This window comes from Giesbergeria anulus, from assembly GCF_900111115.1.
Classification (GTDB): domain Bacteria; phylum Pseudomonadota; class Gammaproteobacteria; order Burkholderiales; family Burkholderiaceae_C; genus Simplicispira; species Simplicispira anulus.
Map to the genome: position 1 here is coordinate 571560 of NZ_FOGD01000001.1, position 15314 is coordinate 586873.

At 55.1% G+C, this 15314-nt stretch carries 16 protein-coding genes; 10 read left to right on the forward strand and 6 right to left on the reverse strand.

Annotated elements, in window-relative coordinates; genetic code table 11:
* The first annotated feature begins 20 nt into the window (after positions 1 to 20).
* From serC to lapB, 8 genes are all read left to right on the forward strand, one after another.
* Positions 21 to 1133 carry a 3-phosphoserine/phosphohydroxythreonine transaminase gene (gene serC, locus BMX55_RS02655; RefSeq protein WP_091452295.1) on the forward strand — a complete coding sequence of 371 codons (1113 nt, stop codon included), beginning with the start codon at positions 21 to 23 and terminating at the stop codon, positions 1131 to 1133.
* Positions 1130 to 2254 (forward strand): prephenate dehydratase, encoded by a 1125-nt coding sequence (gene pheA / locus BMX55_RS02660; protein WP_091452298.1) that lies wholly within the window; start codon positions 1130 to 1132, stop codon positions 2252 to 2254. Before serC ends, pheA begins: the two co-directional genes overlap by 4 nt.
* Positions 2255 to 2263: 9 nt before the next feature.
* Positions 2264 to 3145 carry a prephenate dehydrogenase gene (locus tag BMX55_RS02665; protein WP_091452301.1) on the forward strand — a complete coding sequence of 294 codons (882 nt, stop codon included), beginning with the start codon at positions 2264 to 2266 and terminating at the stop codon, positions 3143 to 3145.
* Positions 3146 to 5167: a bifunctional 3-phosphoshikimate 1-carboxyvinyltransferase/cytidylate kinase gene (locus tag BMX55_RS02670; RefSeq protein WP_091452305.1), complete on the forward strand. Its 2022-nt coding sequence runs from the start codon at positions 3146 to 3148 to the stop codon at positions 5165 to 5167.
* A 175-nt stretch (positions 5168 to 5342) separates the two neighbouring features.
* On the forward strand, positions 5343 to 7028 hold the full coding sequence (gene rpsA / locus BMX55_RS02675) for a 30S ribosomal protein S1 (protein WP_091452309.1): 1686 nt from the start codon (positions 5343 to 5345) through the stop codon (positions 7026 to 7028).
* Between the two features lie 99 nt (positions 7029 to 7127).
* The gene (locus tag BMX55_RS02680; RefSeq protein ID WP_091453150.1) at positions 7128 to 7451 is read left to right on the forward strand and encodes an integration host factor subunit beta; all 324 of its coding nucleotides are present in this window, start codon (positions 7128 to 7130) and stop codon (positions 7449 to 7451) included.
* A 34-nt stretch (positions 7452 to 7485) separates the two neighbouring features.
* Complete coding sequence (locus BMX55_RS02685) at positions 7486 to 7794, forward strand: LapA family protein (RefSeq protein WP_091452313.1); 309 nt, start codon at positions 7486 to 7488, stop codon at positions 7792 to 7794.
* On the forward strand, positions 7784 to 8941 hold the full coding sequence (lapB, locus tag BMX55_RS02690; protein ID WP_091452318.1) for a lipopolysaccharide assembly protein LapB: 1158 nt from the start codon (positions 7784 to 7786) through the stop codon (positions 8939 to 8941). The genes BMX55_RS02685 and lapB overlap by 11 nt, the downstream gene beginning before the upstream one ends.
* Here the strand turns inward: lapB and BMX55_RS02695 are convergent.
* Positions 8911 to 9837, reverse strand: coding sequence for a LysR family transcriptional regulator (locus BMX55_RS02695; protein ID WP_091452321.1), 927 nt, complete (start codon positions 9835 to 9837; stop codon positions 8911 to 8913). The two genes, lapB and BMX55_RS02695, sit on opposite strands and share 31 nt — an antisense overlap.
* 140 nt (positions 9838 to 9977) lie before the next feature.
* On the opposite strand from BMX55_RS02695, the gene BMX55_RS02700 reads away from it, so the two are divergent.
* Entirely contained in the window at positions 9978 to 10841 is an 864-nt protein-coding gene (locus BMX55_RS02700) for an MBL fold metallo-hydrolase (protein WP_425432042.1), read from the forward strand.
* Positions 10842 to 11052: 211 nt separating this feature from the next.
* Here the strand turns inward: BMX55_RS02700 and BMX55_RS02705 are convergent, their stop codons facing one another.
* From BMX55_RS02705 to BMX55_RS02720, 5 genes are all read right to left on the reverse strand, one after another.
* Complete coding sequence (locus tag BMX55_RS02705; RefSeq protein ID WP_143059565.1) at positions 11053 to 11523, reverse strand: GIY-YIG nuclease family protein; 471 nt, start codon at positions 11521 to 11523, stop codon at positions 11053 to 11055.
* A 117-nt stretch (positions 11524 to 11640) separates the two neighbouring features.
* Entirely contained in the window at positions 11641 to 11997 is a 357-nt protein-coding gene (locus BMX55_RS02710) for a nuclear transport factor 2 family protein (RefSeq protein WP_245751225.1), read from the reverse strand.
* Positions 11998 to 12166: 169 nt separating this feature from the next.
* Positions 12167 to 12811: a hypothetical protein gene (locus tag BMX55_RS02715; RefSeq protein ID WP_091452335.1), complete on the reverse strand. Its 645-nt coding sequence runs from the start codon at positions 12809 to 12811 to the stop codon at positions 12167 to 12169.
* 137 nt (positions 12812 to 12948) lie between these two features.
* The gene (locus BMX55_RS16070; RefSeq protein WP_143059566.1) at positions 12949 to 13827 is read right to left on the reverse strand and encodes a hypothetical protein; all 879 of its coding nucleotides are present in this window, start codon (positions 13825 to 13827) and stop codon (positions 12949 to 12951) included.
* A gap of 91 nt (positions 13828 to 13918) precedes the next feature.
* Positions 13919 to 14785, reverse strand: a complete 867-nt coding sequence (locus BMX55_RS02720) for a hypothetical protein (protein ID WP_091452339.1) — start codon at positions 14783 to 14785, stop codon at positions 13919 to 13921.
* 113 nt (positions 14786 to 14898) lie between these two features.
* Here BMX55_RS02720 and BMX55_RS02725 point away from each other — a divergent pair, with 113 nt between their 5' ends.
* Positions 14899 to 15174 carry a hypothetical protein gene (locus tag BMX55_RS02725; protein ID WP_091452342.1) on the forward strand — a complete coding sequence of 92 codons (276 nt, stop codon included), beginning with the start codon at positions 14899 to 14901 and terminating at the stop codon, positions 15172 to 15174.
* The last annotated feature ends 140 nt before the right edge of the window (positions 15175 to 15314 follow it).

Sequence of the window (15314 nt, forward strand, 5' to 3'; positions counted from 1 at the left end):
TTATTTTTGGATTTTGATATATGAATCAACGCCCTTATAACTTCTCTGCTGGCCCAGCCACCATCCCAGTGGAAGTGCTAGAACAGGCCGCCGCCGACATGCTCAACTGGCAAGGCAGTGGCATGGGAGTGATGGAAATGAGCCACCGTGGCAAAGAATTCATTTCTATTTACGAACAGGCCGAAGCAGACTTTCGCGAGTTGCTGGCCATTCCGATGGACTTTGAGATTTTGTTCATGCAGGGCGGTGGCCTAGGGCAAAACGCCATCGTGCCACTGAACCTCTCGCGCGGTGGCACGGTCGATTTTGTCGTCACCGGCAGTTGGAGCCAAAAGTCGTGCCACGAGGCAGAAAAATATGCCGCTGAAGTCAATTTGGCTGCCTCTGGCGAGAGCAGCGACTTCACCACCGTGCCCGATCCGGCCAGTTGGCAACTGAGCCGGGGGGCCAGCTACCTGCACCTTTGCAGCAACGAAACCATCCACGGCGTCGAGTTCCAAAAGCTTCCCGACCTGAAAGCCTTGGGCAGTGATGCGCCGCTGGTGATTGATTTTTCTTCGCACGTTGCGTCGCGCACAGTGGATTGGTCGCGGGTTGGGCTGGCTTTTGCGGGTGCGCAAAAGAACTTGGGGCCAGCGGGTCTGACGGTAGCGGTGGTGCGCGAAGACCTGCTCGGCCAAGCCTTGCTGGCCTGCCCCAGTGCCTTCAATTACCAGATTGTGGCCGACCACCAATCCATGTACAACACCCCACCCACTTGGGGCATTTACATCGCGGGCCTGACCTTTGATTGGCTCAAGCGCCAACGCGAGGGCGATTTGACGGGCATTGCCGCCATTGAGCAACGCAACATCACCAAAGCCCAGTTGCTCTACGACACCATTGACCAATCCCAGTTCTACGTCAACAAGGTGGCCCCCCATTACCGCTCGCGCATGAACATTCCGTTCTTCTTGCGCGATGAGTCGCGCAACGATGCCTTCTTGGCCGGTGCCAAAGAGCGTGGCCTGTTGCAGCTCAAGGGCCACAAATCGGTGGGCGGGATGCGTGCCAGCCTGTACAACGCCATGCCGCTCGAAGGGGTGCAAGCCTTGGTAGCCTATCTGCAAGAATTTGAACGCCAATCTGCATGACCTCCGAATCATCTTCTCCTTCTCCTGCCATTGTGCAAGCCTCGCCCGATCTGGCCGATCTGCGTGTACAAATTGACAGCCTCGACCGGCAACTGCTGACCCTGCTCAACCAGCGCGCCTTGGTGGCCGAGCAAGTCGGTGAAGTCAAAAAGCGCGAAGGCACGCCGTTTTTCCGACCCGACCGCGTGGCCCAAGTGATTGACAAAATCACCACCGCCAACCCCGGCCCGCTAAAAAGTGCCCATGTCGCAGCCATCTGGCGCGAGATCATGTCAGCCTGCTTAGCGCTGGAGTCGCCCCAGCGCGTGGCCGTGTTGGGGCCAGAAGGCACCTTCTGCGAGCAAGCAGCCGTCGAGTATTTTGGCGGTGCTGCCGACTTGATGTACTGTGCCAATTTTGACGAAGTGTTCCACGCTACGGCGGCAGGCAGTGCCCAATATGGCGTGGTGGGCGTAGAAAACTCCACCGAAGGCGTAGTCACGCGCTCGCTGGATATGTTCTTGCACACGCCTTGCCATGTGGTGGGCGAGGTCAGTTTGCTGATCCGGCACAACCTGCTGCGCCAAACCAACTCTTTGGATGGCATCGAGGCCGTGCTGGCACATCCGCAGGCGTTGGCCCAGTGCCAAGGCTGGCTGTCTAAGCACCTGCCTCATGCCGAGCGCCGCCCAGTATCAAGCAATGCCGAAGGTGCCCGTTTGGCTGCCACCAACCCGGCTTGGGCTGGGCTGTCAAGTGAGCGCGCCGCGCAGCAGTTTGGCCTGCACATTGTGGCCCATGCCATCCAAGATGATGCCTACAACCGCACCCGGTTTGCCATCATCTGCCTGCCACATACGCTGCAAACACCGCCACCCTCTGGCAAAGATTGCACCAGCCTGATTGTCTCAGTGCCCAACCAGCCGGGGGCGGTGCATGATTTGCTGGTGCCGCTCAAGCAGCATGGCGTCTCCATGACGCGCTTTGAGTCGCGTCCGGCGCGCACCGGCCAGTGGGAATATTATTTCTACATTGATCTCGACGGCCACCCCAGCCAGCCACATGTCGCCGCTGCGCTGGCAGCACTGCGTGGCCTGTGTGCTTTTTATAAGGTGCTGGGCACGTACCCGGTGGCTTCCTAAGGAAACGGCATGTTTGAACAACTGGGGCTCATCGGCTGCGGCCTGATGGGCGGATCGTTTGCGCTGGCACTCAAGCGTGCCGGGCTGGTAAAACGGGTCGTGGGCTACAGCAAATCACCCTCTACTACCGACCGCGCCCGCCAAATGGGGGTGATTGATGTCGAGGCTCCTTCGGCCCTGCTCGCCGTGGCAGGGGCCGATATTGTGCTGCTGGCCGTGCCGGTGTCGGCCACCGAAGCCTCCCTCAAAGCCATCAAGCATTTGGTCACGCCCCAGATGTTGATTATGGATGTCGGCTCCACCAAGGCCGATGTGGTCAAGGCCGCGCGCAGCGCCTTGGGTGACAAGGCGGGGCCGTTTGTGCCGGCCCATCCCATCACCGGGCGCGAAGTGGCCGGGGTAGAACACGCCGATGCTGATTTGTACGTGGGCCGCCAAGTCATCCTGACCCCAATTGAGCGCACCCTGACTGCACAAATCCGCCAAGCCGAAGAAGTCTGGAAAGCGCTGGGCTGCCGCGTCACCAGTATGTCGCCCGAATCGCATGATGAGGCCTTTGCTGCCGTCAGCCATTTGCCGCACTTGCTCGCTTTTGCCTTTATCAACGGGCTGGCCGGTCAACCCCAATCCGACACCTTTTTCTCGCTGGCTGGGCCGGGGTTTCGCGATTTCAGCCGCATTGCCGGGGGTGATCCCAAAATCTGGCGCGATATTTTCTTGTCTAACCGCAATGAGGTCTTGGCGCAGTCTGAATTGTTCCGCCAAGCGCTGCTGCAACTAGAACAATTGATCCGCAGCGGTAACACCCAAGGCTTAGAAGACCTGATTACGCTGGCCAGTGAAACCCGCACCCATTGGCGTATGGGCGGACAACGCAGCAAAGGCCACTGAATGTTTGCTATCCCATTTCTTGATCTGCCGTCGCTGCACCATGCCGCAGGCAGCGTACACCTGCCCGGCTCTAAAAGCATTTCCAACCGTGTCTTGCTGCTGGCAGCCCTGAGTGCAGGCACCACGGTGGTTGAAGACCTGTTAGCCTCTGACGATACCCGTGTCATGCTCGACGCCCTGCGCCAATTGGGTTGCGGCGTCGAAGAAAACGGCACCCAAGCGCGCATCACCGGCTTGGGCGGGCGCACACCCCAATCCACTGCCAAGCTATTCTTAGGCAATGCGGGCACCGCCATGCGCCCACTCACGGCAGCCTTGGCGCTGCTGGGTGGCGAGTATGAGCTGGGCGGCATTCCCCGGATGCACGAACGCCCCATTGGCGATTTGGTCGATGCCCTGCGCCAACTGGGCTGTCACATCGACTATCTGGGCCAAGACGGCTACCCACCGCTGCGTATTGCCCAAGCCGATGGCGTCCCGGCGCTGTCGCTGGACAAGCCGATCCCTGTGCGCGGCGATGTCTCTAGCCAATTTTTAACCGCCTTGCTCATGGCCTTGCCGCTAGCGGCCACGACCCAAGACGTGGTGATTGAAGTGGTGGGCGAGCTGATCTCCAAGCCCTATATCCACATCACGCTAGAACTACTGGCACGCTTTGGCATTGCTGTGCGCCACGAGCAATGGCAGCGCTTTACCATCCCAGCAGGCAGCCGTTACCAATCGCCCGGCACCATCCATGTCGAGGCCGATGCCTCCTCAGCCAGCTACTTTATTGCTGCCGGGGCCATTGCAGGCAGTGGGCAAGGCGTGCAGGTGCTGGGCGTGGGGCTAGACTCCATCCAAGGCGATATCCGCTTTGTCGAGGCGGCACGATTGATGGGGGCGCAGATCAGCGGCGGCCCCAACCATTTGCACATTCAGCGTGGCGCTTGGCCCCTGAAGGCGATTGATCTCGATTGCAACCATATCCCCGATGCCGCCATGACGCTGGCAGTGATGGCCCTGTACGCCGATGGCACCACCACCTTGCGCAACATTGCCAGCTGGCGCGTGAAAGAGACCGACCGTATTGCCGCAATGGCTACCGAGTTGCGCAAACTCGGTGCCACAGTAGAAGAGGGCGCGGACTTTATCCGCGTTACCCCCCCGGCTGCTGATGCGGATTGGCGTGCCGCCAGCATCCACACCTACGACGATCATCGGGTGGCGATGTGCTTTTCCTTAGCGACCTTCAATCCAGCGGGCCTGCCCGTACGCATTGAAGACCCCAAATGCGTCGCAAAAACCTTTCCCGATTATTTTGAAGCCCTATTCTCGGTGGCTCAAACCGCCGAAAAAGCCATTCCGGTGATCTGTCTGGATGGCCCGACTGCCTCCGGCAAAGGCACCGTGGCGGCAGCCTTAGCGCAACAGTTGGGCTATGCCTTTCTGGATTCTGGGGCGCTCTACCGCATCACCGCATTGGCAGCCACCCGTGCAGGTCTGGCGCTCGATACCAGTGGCGAAGCCGCTATTGCCGCGCTGGCACAAGGCCTAGACATCCGTTTTGAAGGCGAGCGCGTCTGGCTTGCAGGCGAAGACATCACCACGGCTATCCGCACCGAAGAAGCAGGCATAAATGCCTCGCACGTCTCCAGCTTGCCTGCGGTGCGCACGGCGCTGGTGGCCTTGCAGCACAGCTTTCGCCAGTTGCCCGGACTGGTGGCAGATGGCCGCGATATGGGCACCGTGATCTTCCCTGATGCTACGCTCAAGGTTTTTCTCACGGCCAGTGCGCAAATACGTGCGCAAAGGCGCTATGACCAGTTGCTTGCCAAGGGCGATTCGGCTAATATGTCCGACCTCCTTGACGACTTGCAGGCGCGCGATGCACGGGATATGTCCCGCAGCGTGGCTCCCTTGCAGCCTGCACAGGACGCGCTACTGCTAGACAGCACTTCTTGCACCGCCGCACAGGCCGTGCAGCAGGTGCTTGGCTGGTGGCAGCAACGCCAGCCTTTTGTGCCCAGCACCCAAGGCTGAAAAATGGGGCCATGTTGGCCCTATCGGCCCACCTTGGCTAGCGCAGTGTTGCGCGGGCTGTGTGGTTCTTTGTCAACTTAACCTGCGGCTTATGGCCGCATAGCAAACCACCACTGGCGGCCTTTGAAACTGCGGCAATCGGGCTGTGGTCAACCTGTCAGTGGTAAGGAAATACATGTCTGAATCTTTTGCCGCCCTTTTTGAAGAATCCCTACAGCGTACCGAAATGCGTCCGGGCGAAGTTATCACCGCCGAAGTCGTGCGCGTGGAGCACAACTTTGTCGTCGTGAACGCTGGCCTCAAGTCTGAGTCCTACGTACCGCTGGAAGAGTTCAAGAACGATCAGGGCGAAGTCGAAGTCCAAGTGGGCGATTTTGTCTCCGTGGCTATCGGCTCGATTGAAAACGGCTACGGCGACACCATCCTGTCGCGCGATACCGCCAAGCGTCTGGCTTCGTGGCTGGCCCTGGAAAAGGCACTGGAATCTGGCGAATTCGTCACCGGCACCACCAGCGGCAAGGTCAAGGGCGGCCTGACCGTGCTGGTCAATGGCATCCGCGCCTTCCTGCCCGGCTCCTTGATCGACACCCGTCCGATCAAAGACCTGACTCCCTACGAAAACAAGACCATGGAGTTCAAGGTCATCAAGCTCGATCGCAAGCGCAACAACGTGGTGCTCAGCCGCCGCGCTGTGGTCGAAGCCTCGATGGGCGAAGAACGCGCCAAGCTGATGGAAACCCTGAAAGAAGGCTCCATCGTTCAAGGCGTGGTCAAGAACATCACCGAATACGGTGCATTTGTGGACTTGGGCGGTATCGACGGCCTGCTGCACATCACCGACATGGCATGGCGTCGTGTTCGTCACCCCTCCGAAGTGGTCACGGCTGGTCAAGAAATCACTGCCAAGATCCTCAAGTTCGACACCGACAAAAACCGTGTCTCGCTGGGTCTCAAGCAAATGGGTGATGATCCTTGGATGGGCGTGTCGCGTCGCTACCCACAAAGCACCCGCTTGTTCGGCAAGATCACCAACATCGCTGACTACGGCGCATTTGTTGAACTCGAACCCGGCATCGAAGGCTTGGTGCACGTCTCCGAAATGGACTGGACGAACAAGAACATCGCTCCTTCCAAGCTGGTCACGCTGGGCGACGAAGTCGAAGTCATGGTCTTGGAAATCGACGAAGACAAGCGTCGTATCAGCCTGGGCATGAAGCAATGCAAGGCCAATCCTTGGCAAGAATTTGCACAAAACACCAAGCGCGGCGACCGCGTCAAGGGCCCGATCAAGTCGATCACCGACTTTGGCGTGTTCGTGGGTCTGGCTGCCGGTATCGACGGTCTGGTGCATTTGTCTGACCTGTCTTGGAACGAAGCTGGCGAAGCCGCTGTGCGCAACTACAAGAAGGGTCAAGAAGTTGACGCCATCGTGTTGGCTGTGGACGTGGACCGCGAACGCATCTCCTTGGGCATCAAGCAGCTCGACGGCGACCCGTTCACCACCTTCGTCACTGTCAACGACAAGGGCCAAACCGTCACTGGTAAGGTCAAGACCGTGGACGCCCGTGGCGCTGAAATCGATCTGGGTGAAGACATCATCGGCTACCTGCGCGCCTCTGAAATCTCCCGCGACCGCGTGGAAGATGCCCGCAACGTGCTCAAGGAAGGTGATGAAGTCACCGCCGTGGTGGTCAATGTCGATCGCAAGACCCGCAACATCCAGTTGTCGATCAAGCAAAAAGACATGGCTGATGAGCAAGGCGCGATGGCTAACCTGAGCCAACAAGCCAGCCGCGAAAGCGCCGGTACCACCAGCCTGGGCGCTCTGCTGCGCGCTAAGCTGGACAATTCCGAGAAGTAAAATCTCATTGGCCTAAGGGCTGAGTAGAGGCCGGGCTTGTGTACCCACACAGGCCCGGCCCTTTTTTCATGAGGATGGCTGATGAGCTTGCAAAATTCCATGACCCGATCAGAGCTGGTGGCCGCCTTAGAGCTCCAGTTTACGCAGTTAAGCCACCGCGACGCAGAAGCTGTGGTCAAAACCATGCTGGACGCGATGGGCCACACCTTGGGGCAAGGGGGGCGCATTGAAATCCGAGGCTTTGGTAGCTTTTCGGTGCATGAACGCCCACCGCGCATGGGGCGCAATCCGCGCACTGGCGAGGCCGTGGCGATTGCCGCCAAGCGGGTACCCCATTTCAAGGCAGGTAAAGCGCTGCGCGAAGCAGTAGATGCCAGCACCAGCAGCCCTAGCGATGCCAGCATCGCGTCTGCACCGCTTTAGAATCTCCCGTTCACCCAAAGGATGGGATTGCGCAATGAAATACCTCCTGTGGCTGCTCAAAGCAGCCATTTTTTTTACCCTGTTTGCTTTTGCTCTGAATAACCAGCAGGATGCAACGGTGTATTTTTTCTTTGGCACACAATGGCGTGCGCCCATGGTGTTGCTGGTGCTCAGTGCCTTTGCCATTGGCATGGTGGTAGGGGTGCTGGGCATGGTGCCGCGCTGGTGGATGCACCGTTGTGCCGCCCGGCGTCAGCAAGCTGCGCCGGTGGCTGATGCTCCCGCTACGCCACCCCCTTCTGCCTCGGCTACGGCCCCCGACAGTACACCCCATGGAATTTGATCTTGGCTGGATTTTGCTGGGCTTGCCCCTGGCCTTTATGCTGGGCTGGCTGGCCTCGCGCTTTGACCTGCGCCAGTTGCGCGCAGAAAACCGCCGTGTGCCCAAGGCGTATTTCAAGGGGCTGAACTACCTGCTCAACGAGCAGCAGGATCAGGCCATTGATGCCTTTATCGAGGCCGTGCAAAACGACCCCGACACCTCAGAACTGCATTTTGCGCTGGGCAATTTGTTCCGCCGCCGAGGGGAATATGACCGCGCCGTGCGCGTGCATGAGCATTTGCTCTCGCGCGGCGACTTGGACGGCAAAGACCGCGACCGGGCGCAGTATGCGCTGGCACTTGATTTTCTCAAGGCTGGTTTGCTCGACCGGGCCGAAGCAGCCCTGCACAAACTCGAAGGCACCGCCTTTGAAGCACAGGCCCGGCTGGCCCTATTGGCTATCCATGAGCGCTCGCGCGATTGGGTACAAGCTACAGCCATCGCCCAAACCATGCAAGCCGCCGATCAGGGCGATTTCAGTACCCGTCAGGCGCATTTTTTGTGTGAGCAGGCCCAAGCCTTGATAGTCAGTGAGCAGTGGCCCCAAGCCAAGCAACTGCTAGAGCAAGCCATGCAGATTGCTCCAGAAGCCCCGCGCCCGCGCATCATGCTAGCGCAGATGCAACTGCGTTTAGAGCAAGCCCCACAAGCCTTAGCCACACTCACTACTTTGGGCCAAGAGGTGCCCCAAGCCTTGCCTTTGGTGGCCCCCTTGCTAGCGCAAGCAGCCAAAGCCTGCGGCCAAGAGCAACAAACCTTAGCGCTGTTACAAAAGCACTACCAAGAGTCTCCGTCCTTAGATATTCTCGATAGCATGGTGGACTTGGAGGTGGCCGCAGGCCAACTGCCAGCGCAAGCAGCGGTACGTTATGCCCACCATCTGGAAAAAGAACCCTCTTTGCTGGCCGCAGCCAAATGGCTCCACCATGAAACGCTGGGGCATCCGCAGTGGCAGCCTGGGGTGCAGCGGGCGTTAAACCATGCTGCCCAGCCCTTAACACGCTACCGCTGTGCCGCCTGTGGCTTTGAGGCGCGCCAGCATTTTTGGCAATGTCCGGGCTGCCAAAGTTGGGACAGCTACCCAGCCAGGCGTATTGAGGAGCTTTGATCCCACGGGGCGGTGAGCCCCGCAAACCGTTGGGCCAGAAAATCTACCAGCAGGCGCAAAGCCAAGGGTTGGTACTGGCGGGAAAGATAAATGGCATGGATGCCCAGAACCTCTGGGGCATAGTCTGGCAACAGCCGAACCAGACGCCCGGCCTGCAAATCATCACCCACATAGTAGGTGGGCAACATACCGATGCCTGCACCAGCAAGCGCTGCCCGGCGCAAAACTGCTGTTTCGTTGGTATGAAAGCTCCAATGCACCGGCACCTCTATCGTCTGCCCTTGGTGTGTAAAGCGGTATTGCTTGCCAATACCAAAGGCATGGGCAATACAGCGGTGGTGCTGCAAATCATCGGCATGGTGGGGCATCCCTTGGCGTTCTAGGTACTGGGGGGACGCGCACAGCACAGAGTGGCATAGGGCCAAAGGCCGGGCAATCATGGCCGGGTCTAGGGTATTGGTGATGCGCACCGCCAAATCAACACGCTCGGCCACCAAATCTGTGGCTTTGTCGGAGACAGACAGCACCACTTCAACCTGTGGATGCAAGCGCTGGAAATCCACCAGCGCCGCCGTAAGCTGTGCCTCGGCAAAGGAGCTGGCCGTGGTGACGCGCAACACCCCAGCAGGCATACGGTTGGGAGCCGCCACAAGGTGTTGCACATCTTGTGCCATATCCAGCAGTTGCCGACAGGCAGGCAGTGCCGCCAGCCCAGCATCGGTCAGGCTGATCTTTCGCGTCGTGCGGTGCAGCAGCCGGGCGTTAAACCAAGCCTCCACCGCAGCAAGGTAGCGGCTGACCATGGCGGCAGACATCTCCAGCGCTTGGGCCGCCTGCGTGAGGCTACCGCGATCCACCACCTCTACAAAAACACGAACAGCAGTAAGGCGATCCATTTCATCGATTCATGCAATAAACAATCAACAGATCAGCACTTTATCAAGATTGATGCAAAAAATATAGTTCACACCACTGCAACCCCCTCTACCCTTCAAAGGAAATCACCATGTCTTATCGCAATCGGCTCACACGTTTCATGTTCCCTGCCCTGATGACGTTGGGCATCATGGCCAGCACCGGGGTGTCTGCGCAAACGTCTGCGCCCTTGACCCTGAAGGTCTACAACGCCGATAGCCAAAGCTTTCATGTCAATGCGGTGGTGGTCAGTGGCAAGACCGAAGCCGTGGTGATTGACAGCGGTTTTACCCGTGCAGATGCCTTGCGTGTGGCGGCCCATGTGCTCGACAGCGGCAAGCAGCTCAAAACCATTTTTATCAGCAATGCTGACCCAGACTTTTATTTTGGGGCGGAAGTGCTCAAAGGCTTGTTCCCAGAGGCACAGGTGCTGACCACCCCCGCCGTGCGCGCCAAAATACAGGCCAAAATGGCGGGCAAGGTGGCTTTTTGGGCACCCAAAATGGGGGCTAATGCGCCACAACAGCCCATCGTGCCCGAACTGCTCCAAGGCACCCGTTTGATGGTGGATGGCGAAGCCCTTGAGGTGCGCGGCACCACCGGCGCGTTAGCCCATCGGCCTTACGTTTGGATTCCCTCCATCCAGACCATTGCGGGCAATATCGCCATCTTTGGCAATCTGCATGTGTGGACAGCAGACACCCAAAAGCCTAGCGAACGCAAGGCTTGGCTGGCGCAGTTGGACGAGATCGAAGCCCTCCAGCCCGCCACTGTAGTGCCCGGCCACATGGCGGCTGGCACAGCACTGGATATGGGGGCGGTACGTTATACCCGCGATTACCTGTTACGCTTTGATACCGAAGCCGCCCAAGCCCAAAGCGGAGCCGATTTGATCGAGCGCATGAAAAAAGCCTACCCACAGGCGGGTTTGGGCCTCGCCTTGGAGATCGGGGCGAAGGTGAACAAGGGCGAGATGCCGTGGTAACGGGATTGGCGTATCTGCATTGAGCGCACGGCTGCTGGTGCTGGGTATGGAGTCATGGGTCACTCGGCATCTGCTGCTACCACGTAGGCCGAGAAAATATCAGCGCTGGATGCCACAGTAATCCTGTCGGACAGCAGGGTTTCTGTGGAGTGGGCCAATGCTAACGAAACAAGGTAAGTGGCAGCTGGAAGCTGTCCGCTTGAGCACCATATTAGAGCTGCCCACGTTGCCCTCGCGAGTTGAAGACAGGAGCGTGCTTTTTGACAATCTTTTCCTCAACCTCTTTTCGCCCGATAGCCACTGGAGTAAGAGCTACTCGGATGTTTGACTCCATGTATTCTGTAAGCCGTAACTCGACATCAAACGGGAATTTTGTTTTGGCGTTGGCCTCCGAAACTCCGACGACACCAGAAAACTGACGCTTTCCCAGCGATCTACGAAATGAATGATTCACAGTGCGAAAAATATCTTTCATCCGCGCCTTGAGAGAGCCAGTTTCACCGACGTAAATTACTACCTCACGTTCAAAGATGCAGTAGACACCCGGTTTGTCTGGAAACGATGCTGTACGTATCAGCGGAACTGAATTAATTGGATTGACTAAATTTTCTACAAGTTGCTCGATGTAACGAGACAATTTGTCGGCATCTTGCTTTTCAAGCAGCGAAGAAAAAATGTTCATTGGATAGAGGGCTTTAATGTTTGAATTCACCGGCCTGCGCGGCTTTTAGCGCAGGTCTGATGGAATGATGGGTTGGGCCTTGATGACTCACAGGGGACGGCGTTACCGGGATACCAACTAGACAGCGTAGTGAGCAAAGGCCCGAACGACTTTATTGTCCGTGCCGAAGTGAAAGACCTCGGCGGCAAGGCGACCCCGAGCCCCTTTGTAGTAGAGGGTAATGGAATTGACGCCAACAAGAACTGAAAGAAGTTCAAATTGGAGGTCTGGAATTAGCCCCAGTGCCTTTTTCCAATACGCGCCAACGGCAGTTTTGTCTCGGAGTGTACCGGATGATTCACCGGTGACTTGAATAATCACAGGCGACGACATTTCGAAATCGTCAGCGTAGTGCGACAGAATTCTTTCTAGGTCATGAGCATTCCACGAGGCGATCCAGTCCGCCGCAAAATTTTCAACAAATGCTTTATCCATCTTCAATTGCTCCATTGGTGAGTGGTTGTCGGATGAGAGGCCCAACGCCCGCGGTAAGCCGCACCGGAGTGCGAAGCACGGAGGGTACCAACAAGCGGAGCTTGTTGGTGTCGGCTTGACCAAACAGTTAGGCCTGTAGCCAAGTGAGAATTTTGCTGGCAGAACATAACTAGATGTGCAGTTTTTCTGCGCAGGTAATAGCGAAGACTGTATGACGCCCAAAGAACTGCATTCCCCAAATACCACTGCCATCTTCGCCAACATGGCCTCTGTAGAGAAATGTTCCCTTGTTCAGGGGGCGCAGTGGCAAACTGTGCATCACCTCCATAATGCTTTTGGCCAGTGCAGCATCTAGGCTATCCCCTGACAAGACGGTGGTCTTTAGCTCTGCATTTTGGGCTTCACCTGTCTCCATCCAGTGTAGCGCCTTGACGATCCTTGTGATGACGCGCTCATACTTCGTGCGATCAAATGTAATTGCTACAGCAGGTTCCAATATTGCACTATTGAGCTTTGCATAAACATTCCTCTTGGTTTCGAAAATGTTATTTGCGATTTTTTGATTGCCACTGATGGTTCTTGCTAGTGAATTAATAACCCTGTCCTGCGCAATTTGATGCTCGCCTGTTGTGATGCCAATAAATACTTTGAACTCTTCATCGTCAGTTGATGCGCCGTTGTTGCATTCCTTGCATGCCGGAACTGTATTGAGGTTGATATCGTTGTCGCGTGGCTTTGGATACAAGCTTTGCGGAGGAATGTGGTCGCTCGTAACCGCTGGGTTAACGCCGCAAATTGCGCACAGTTTTTTCATTGTCCGTCTTTGAGGTGAAGTGGCCTAACGTAGAGATCACCAGACAAACCCACAAACGACCGCTAAAGGCGGGCAATTGTGGGTTTTTCTGGTGCATCGACCTGTTATATTATGCTTTTGACAAAGTGTGAACTGATTTATTTATCATGGGTAAGCCATTCTAGTAGTTTTGTTTTGGAAACATTTAATTTTCTACCGCAAAGAAAAGTTTCTGAATCTGCTATTATTCGGTCGCATTGATCAGATAGCGAAGATAACTTACGCGCCTGTTTTCTAATTTCTTGTCGAAGGTATGGTTTTATTTTATTTATTCCATTATATTTGTTTGCAATAGCAGTTATCATTCGTTCTCTTAGAGAATTACGCTCATGAGAAGAGCAAAGTGCTCTAACAACAAGATAGAGTGCATTTAAATAAATTTCTTCGACTCGTTGAAGTATAAAATTTGAATGTTCAATTGGAGGTAAAACTTTTTTTGTTTTAAATAGATTTTTGTAGAATTTCGCCATATTATCTTCCAGTGTCCCTGCTGATATTGCACCGGTATATGATAAGCAAAAGTAAAAAGGGGAAGGGATGTGGAAATCTCGTATATTGTATGGGCCTAAGCCATTGCAGCATGCGAAAATAATACCGAGTCCGCATTTACTTTTTTCATTTATTTTTCTAAAGATGGCAAATAATTCTTCATGAGTTATTTTTTCATGTGCATCACCTATCTCTATAAGCTGGCCATCTCCATGGCATTCAATATGAACAATGCCATTCCAATGTGAATTAACGATACTGAGTAATTTTTCTAGTCTTGCTAGAAATTCATCCCTTGTTGTTATTTTTTCTAAATTAATTTCTAAGCGGTTGACGTTCTCTGCAATTTTGCCAGGGTCTATATTTTTCAAGTCGAGCAGAAAATTGTAAGTTGATCTTGCTGTTTGGAGTTCATCCGAACGTAAGCAGTCAAGAATTAAAACTTCCGATAAATAGAATTCTGAATAAAAATCTAATCTATTGGTCATGTGAGCACAGGTTGGGAAATAAAATGATAGCGTATTTTATATAACGAACTAAGGTAAGCGGCAGCTGGAAGCTGTCCGCTTGAGCGACTTGTTAGGCCGCATTCTCGACAAGCTCCAGTAGCTGGCTCGACGAATCATTGATCGCCTGTATGAGTAGCTCCAATAGACGCTGGTAGTCATCGACGGAGCCGCCAAGCTTCGCTGCCACGTTCTTGATCATGTCTTCGGACATCGAATGATCTGCCCAGAGCCTCAGGTCATAAAGGCAAAAGAACGGAGCTATAAGGTTGCTCTTGTCGTGCAGAACTGCGTCGTATACAGCGGCAAGTAGCTTATTGCCCTTGCTTCCGGATTGCGTTGTCACCCCTTTCGCATCAAGAAGTCTCCTGAGCTCCGGGTTATTGGCGTTCTCATTGATGATCTCGTTGAGCTCACTCACGAACCTCTTGAAGTCGTCCACGTTGTTCAAGAGGAGCCTCTTATACCTGCGAGTCTCTTCTACGCGCTCTTCGATCGAACGTTCGTGATACAGGTGAACGCCGAACTTCTTGTGAAACCCTGCGTTTAGCTTCGAAAGCGCGTTCAGCGCACGGATGATGGCAGGTGGTTCAGTGAACTTGGCATTCACCTGGGCATCGTAGAACTCGGATTTCGCGTCGCCTTCAGGATCCTTGTTCTCAACAAGCCAATAGAAGCACTCACGTACTGGGAGCGACTGAAGGTCTCCCAGCCACGCGAGCACAGAGCCATTGGCATTGATCCCAAACGAAATATAAAAATCATCGCCATGAACAGTGCCGTAGGTCTCACTTGCGAAATCGCACGTGAAACGTGAGTCGTAAAGATAACGCACTAAAACCTGTCGGTTGAAATAGACAGGAGTGAGAAATACATCGCCTCCGAGCGACTCAGCGGGATTCCATTGAAAAGTGAGAACGTTTCGTTGTGGCTGGTTCATATGCGGTGATATCGAAGATGCTCGCGACTTCAATGCGGCCTAACGCCTGAATTCACGGGCGGCTGGCCGTCCCGTGCAATGAATTGTTAGGCTTTTGAATTGAAAGACCATGTATGAAATATGAAGAGTTAAAACTCAGGTGGGAAATGTGCCTTGAGAAAATAGAGGAACAAGAATCCGAAATTGACAGGCTAGTGGGCGAATTAAAACGCACACTATCTGCATTGACCCTCATATCAGAGGGGTTGACTGTACTTGACATAATGGCGACTGTGGCGCGGCCTAGTGAATTTGAGATTCTGTTCAAAGATTACGCCCCTTTCAGCAACATCATGGCGACATACTTCCCAAAGCCAAAGAAAGAGCGCAAACGGAAGCAGCCTAACTAGGATTAGACGACAGCCCCACGCAGGCTAGCAGTCGGATAAATTTTTCCATCCTACTGCATCCATAGGAAAATGCCAAGAGTTTACTGTTTAGACAAACCTAAATTTTTGTAGATGCCAACATCCGCCCCCAGAACCGATAT

Bases quoted from the DNA above. Each gene is read 5' to 3' on its own strand.
- serC (WP_091452295.1), top strand. From the start codon at position 21: ATGAATCAACGCCCTTATAACTTCTCTGCTGGCCCAGCCACCATCCCA.
- pheA (WP_091452298.1), top strand. From the start codon at position 1,130: ATGACCTCCGAATCATCTTCTCCTTCTCCTGCCATTGTGCAAGCCTCG.
- BMX55_RS02665 (WP_091452301.1), top strand. From the start codon at position 2,264: ATGTTTGAACAACTGGGGCTCATCGGCTGCGGCCTGATGGGCGGATCG.
- BMX55_RS02670 (WP_091452305.1), top strand. From the start codon at position 3,146: ATGTTTGCTATCCCATTTCTTGATCTGCCGTCGCTGCACCATGCCGCA.
- rpsA (WP_091452309.1), top strand. From the start codon at position 5,343: ATGTCTGAATCTTTTGCCGCCCTTTTTGAAGAATCCCTACAGCGTACC.
- BMX55_RS02680 (WP_091453150.1), top strand. From the start codon at position 7,128: ATGACCCGATCAGAGCTGGTGGCCGCCTTAGAGCTCCAGTTTACGCAG.
- BMX55_RS02685 (WP_091452313.1), top strand. From the start codon at position 7,486: ATGAAATACCTCCTGTGGCTGCTCAAAGCAGCCATTTTTTTTACCCTG.
- lapB (WP_091452318.1), top strand. From the start codon at position 7,784: ATGGAATTTGATCTTGGCTGGATTTTGCTGGGCTTGCCCCTGGCCTTT.
- BMX55_RS02695 (WP_091452321.1), bottom strand. From the start codon at position 9,837: ATGGATCGCCTTACTGCTGTTCGTGTTTTTGTAGAGGTGGTGGATCGC.
- BMX55_RS02700 (WP_425432042.1), top strand. From the start codon at position 9,978: ATGTTCCCTGCCCTGATGACGTTGGGCATCATGGCCAGCACCGGGGTG.
- BMX55_RS02705 (WP_143059565.1), bottom strand. From the start codon at position 11,523: ATGAACATTTTTTCTTCGCTGCTTGAAAAGCAAGATGCCGACAAATTG.
- BMX55_RS02710 (WP_245751225.1), bottom strand. From the start codon at position 11,997: ATGGATAAAGCATTTGTTGAAAATTTTGCGGCGGACTGGATCGCCTCG.
- BMX55_RS02715 (WP_091452335.1), bottom strand. From the start codon at position 12,811: ATGAAAAAACTGTGCGCAATTTGCGGCGTTAACCCAGCGGTTACGAGC.
- BMX55_RS16070 (WP_143059566.1), bottom strand. From the start codon at position 13,827: ATGACCAATAGATTAGATTTTTATTCAGAATTCTATTTATCGGAAGTT.
- BMX55_RS02720 (WP_091452339.1), bottom strand. From the start codon at position 14,785: ATGAACCAGCCACAACGAAACGTTCTCACTTTTCAATGGAATCCCGCT.
- BMX55_RS02725 (WP_091452342.1), top strand. From the start codon at position 14,899: ATGAAATATGAAGAGTTAAAACTCAGGTGGGAAATGTGCCTTGAGAAA.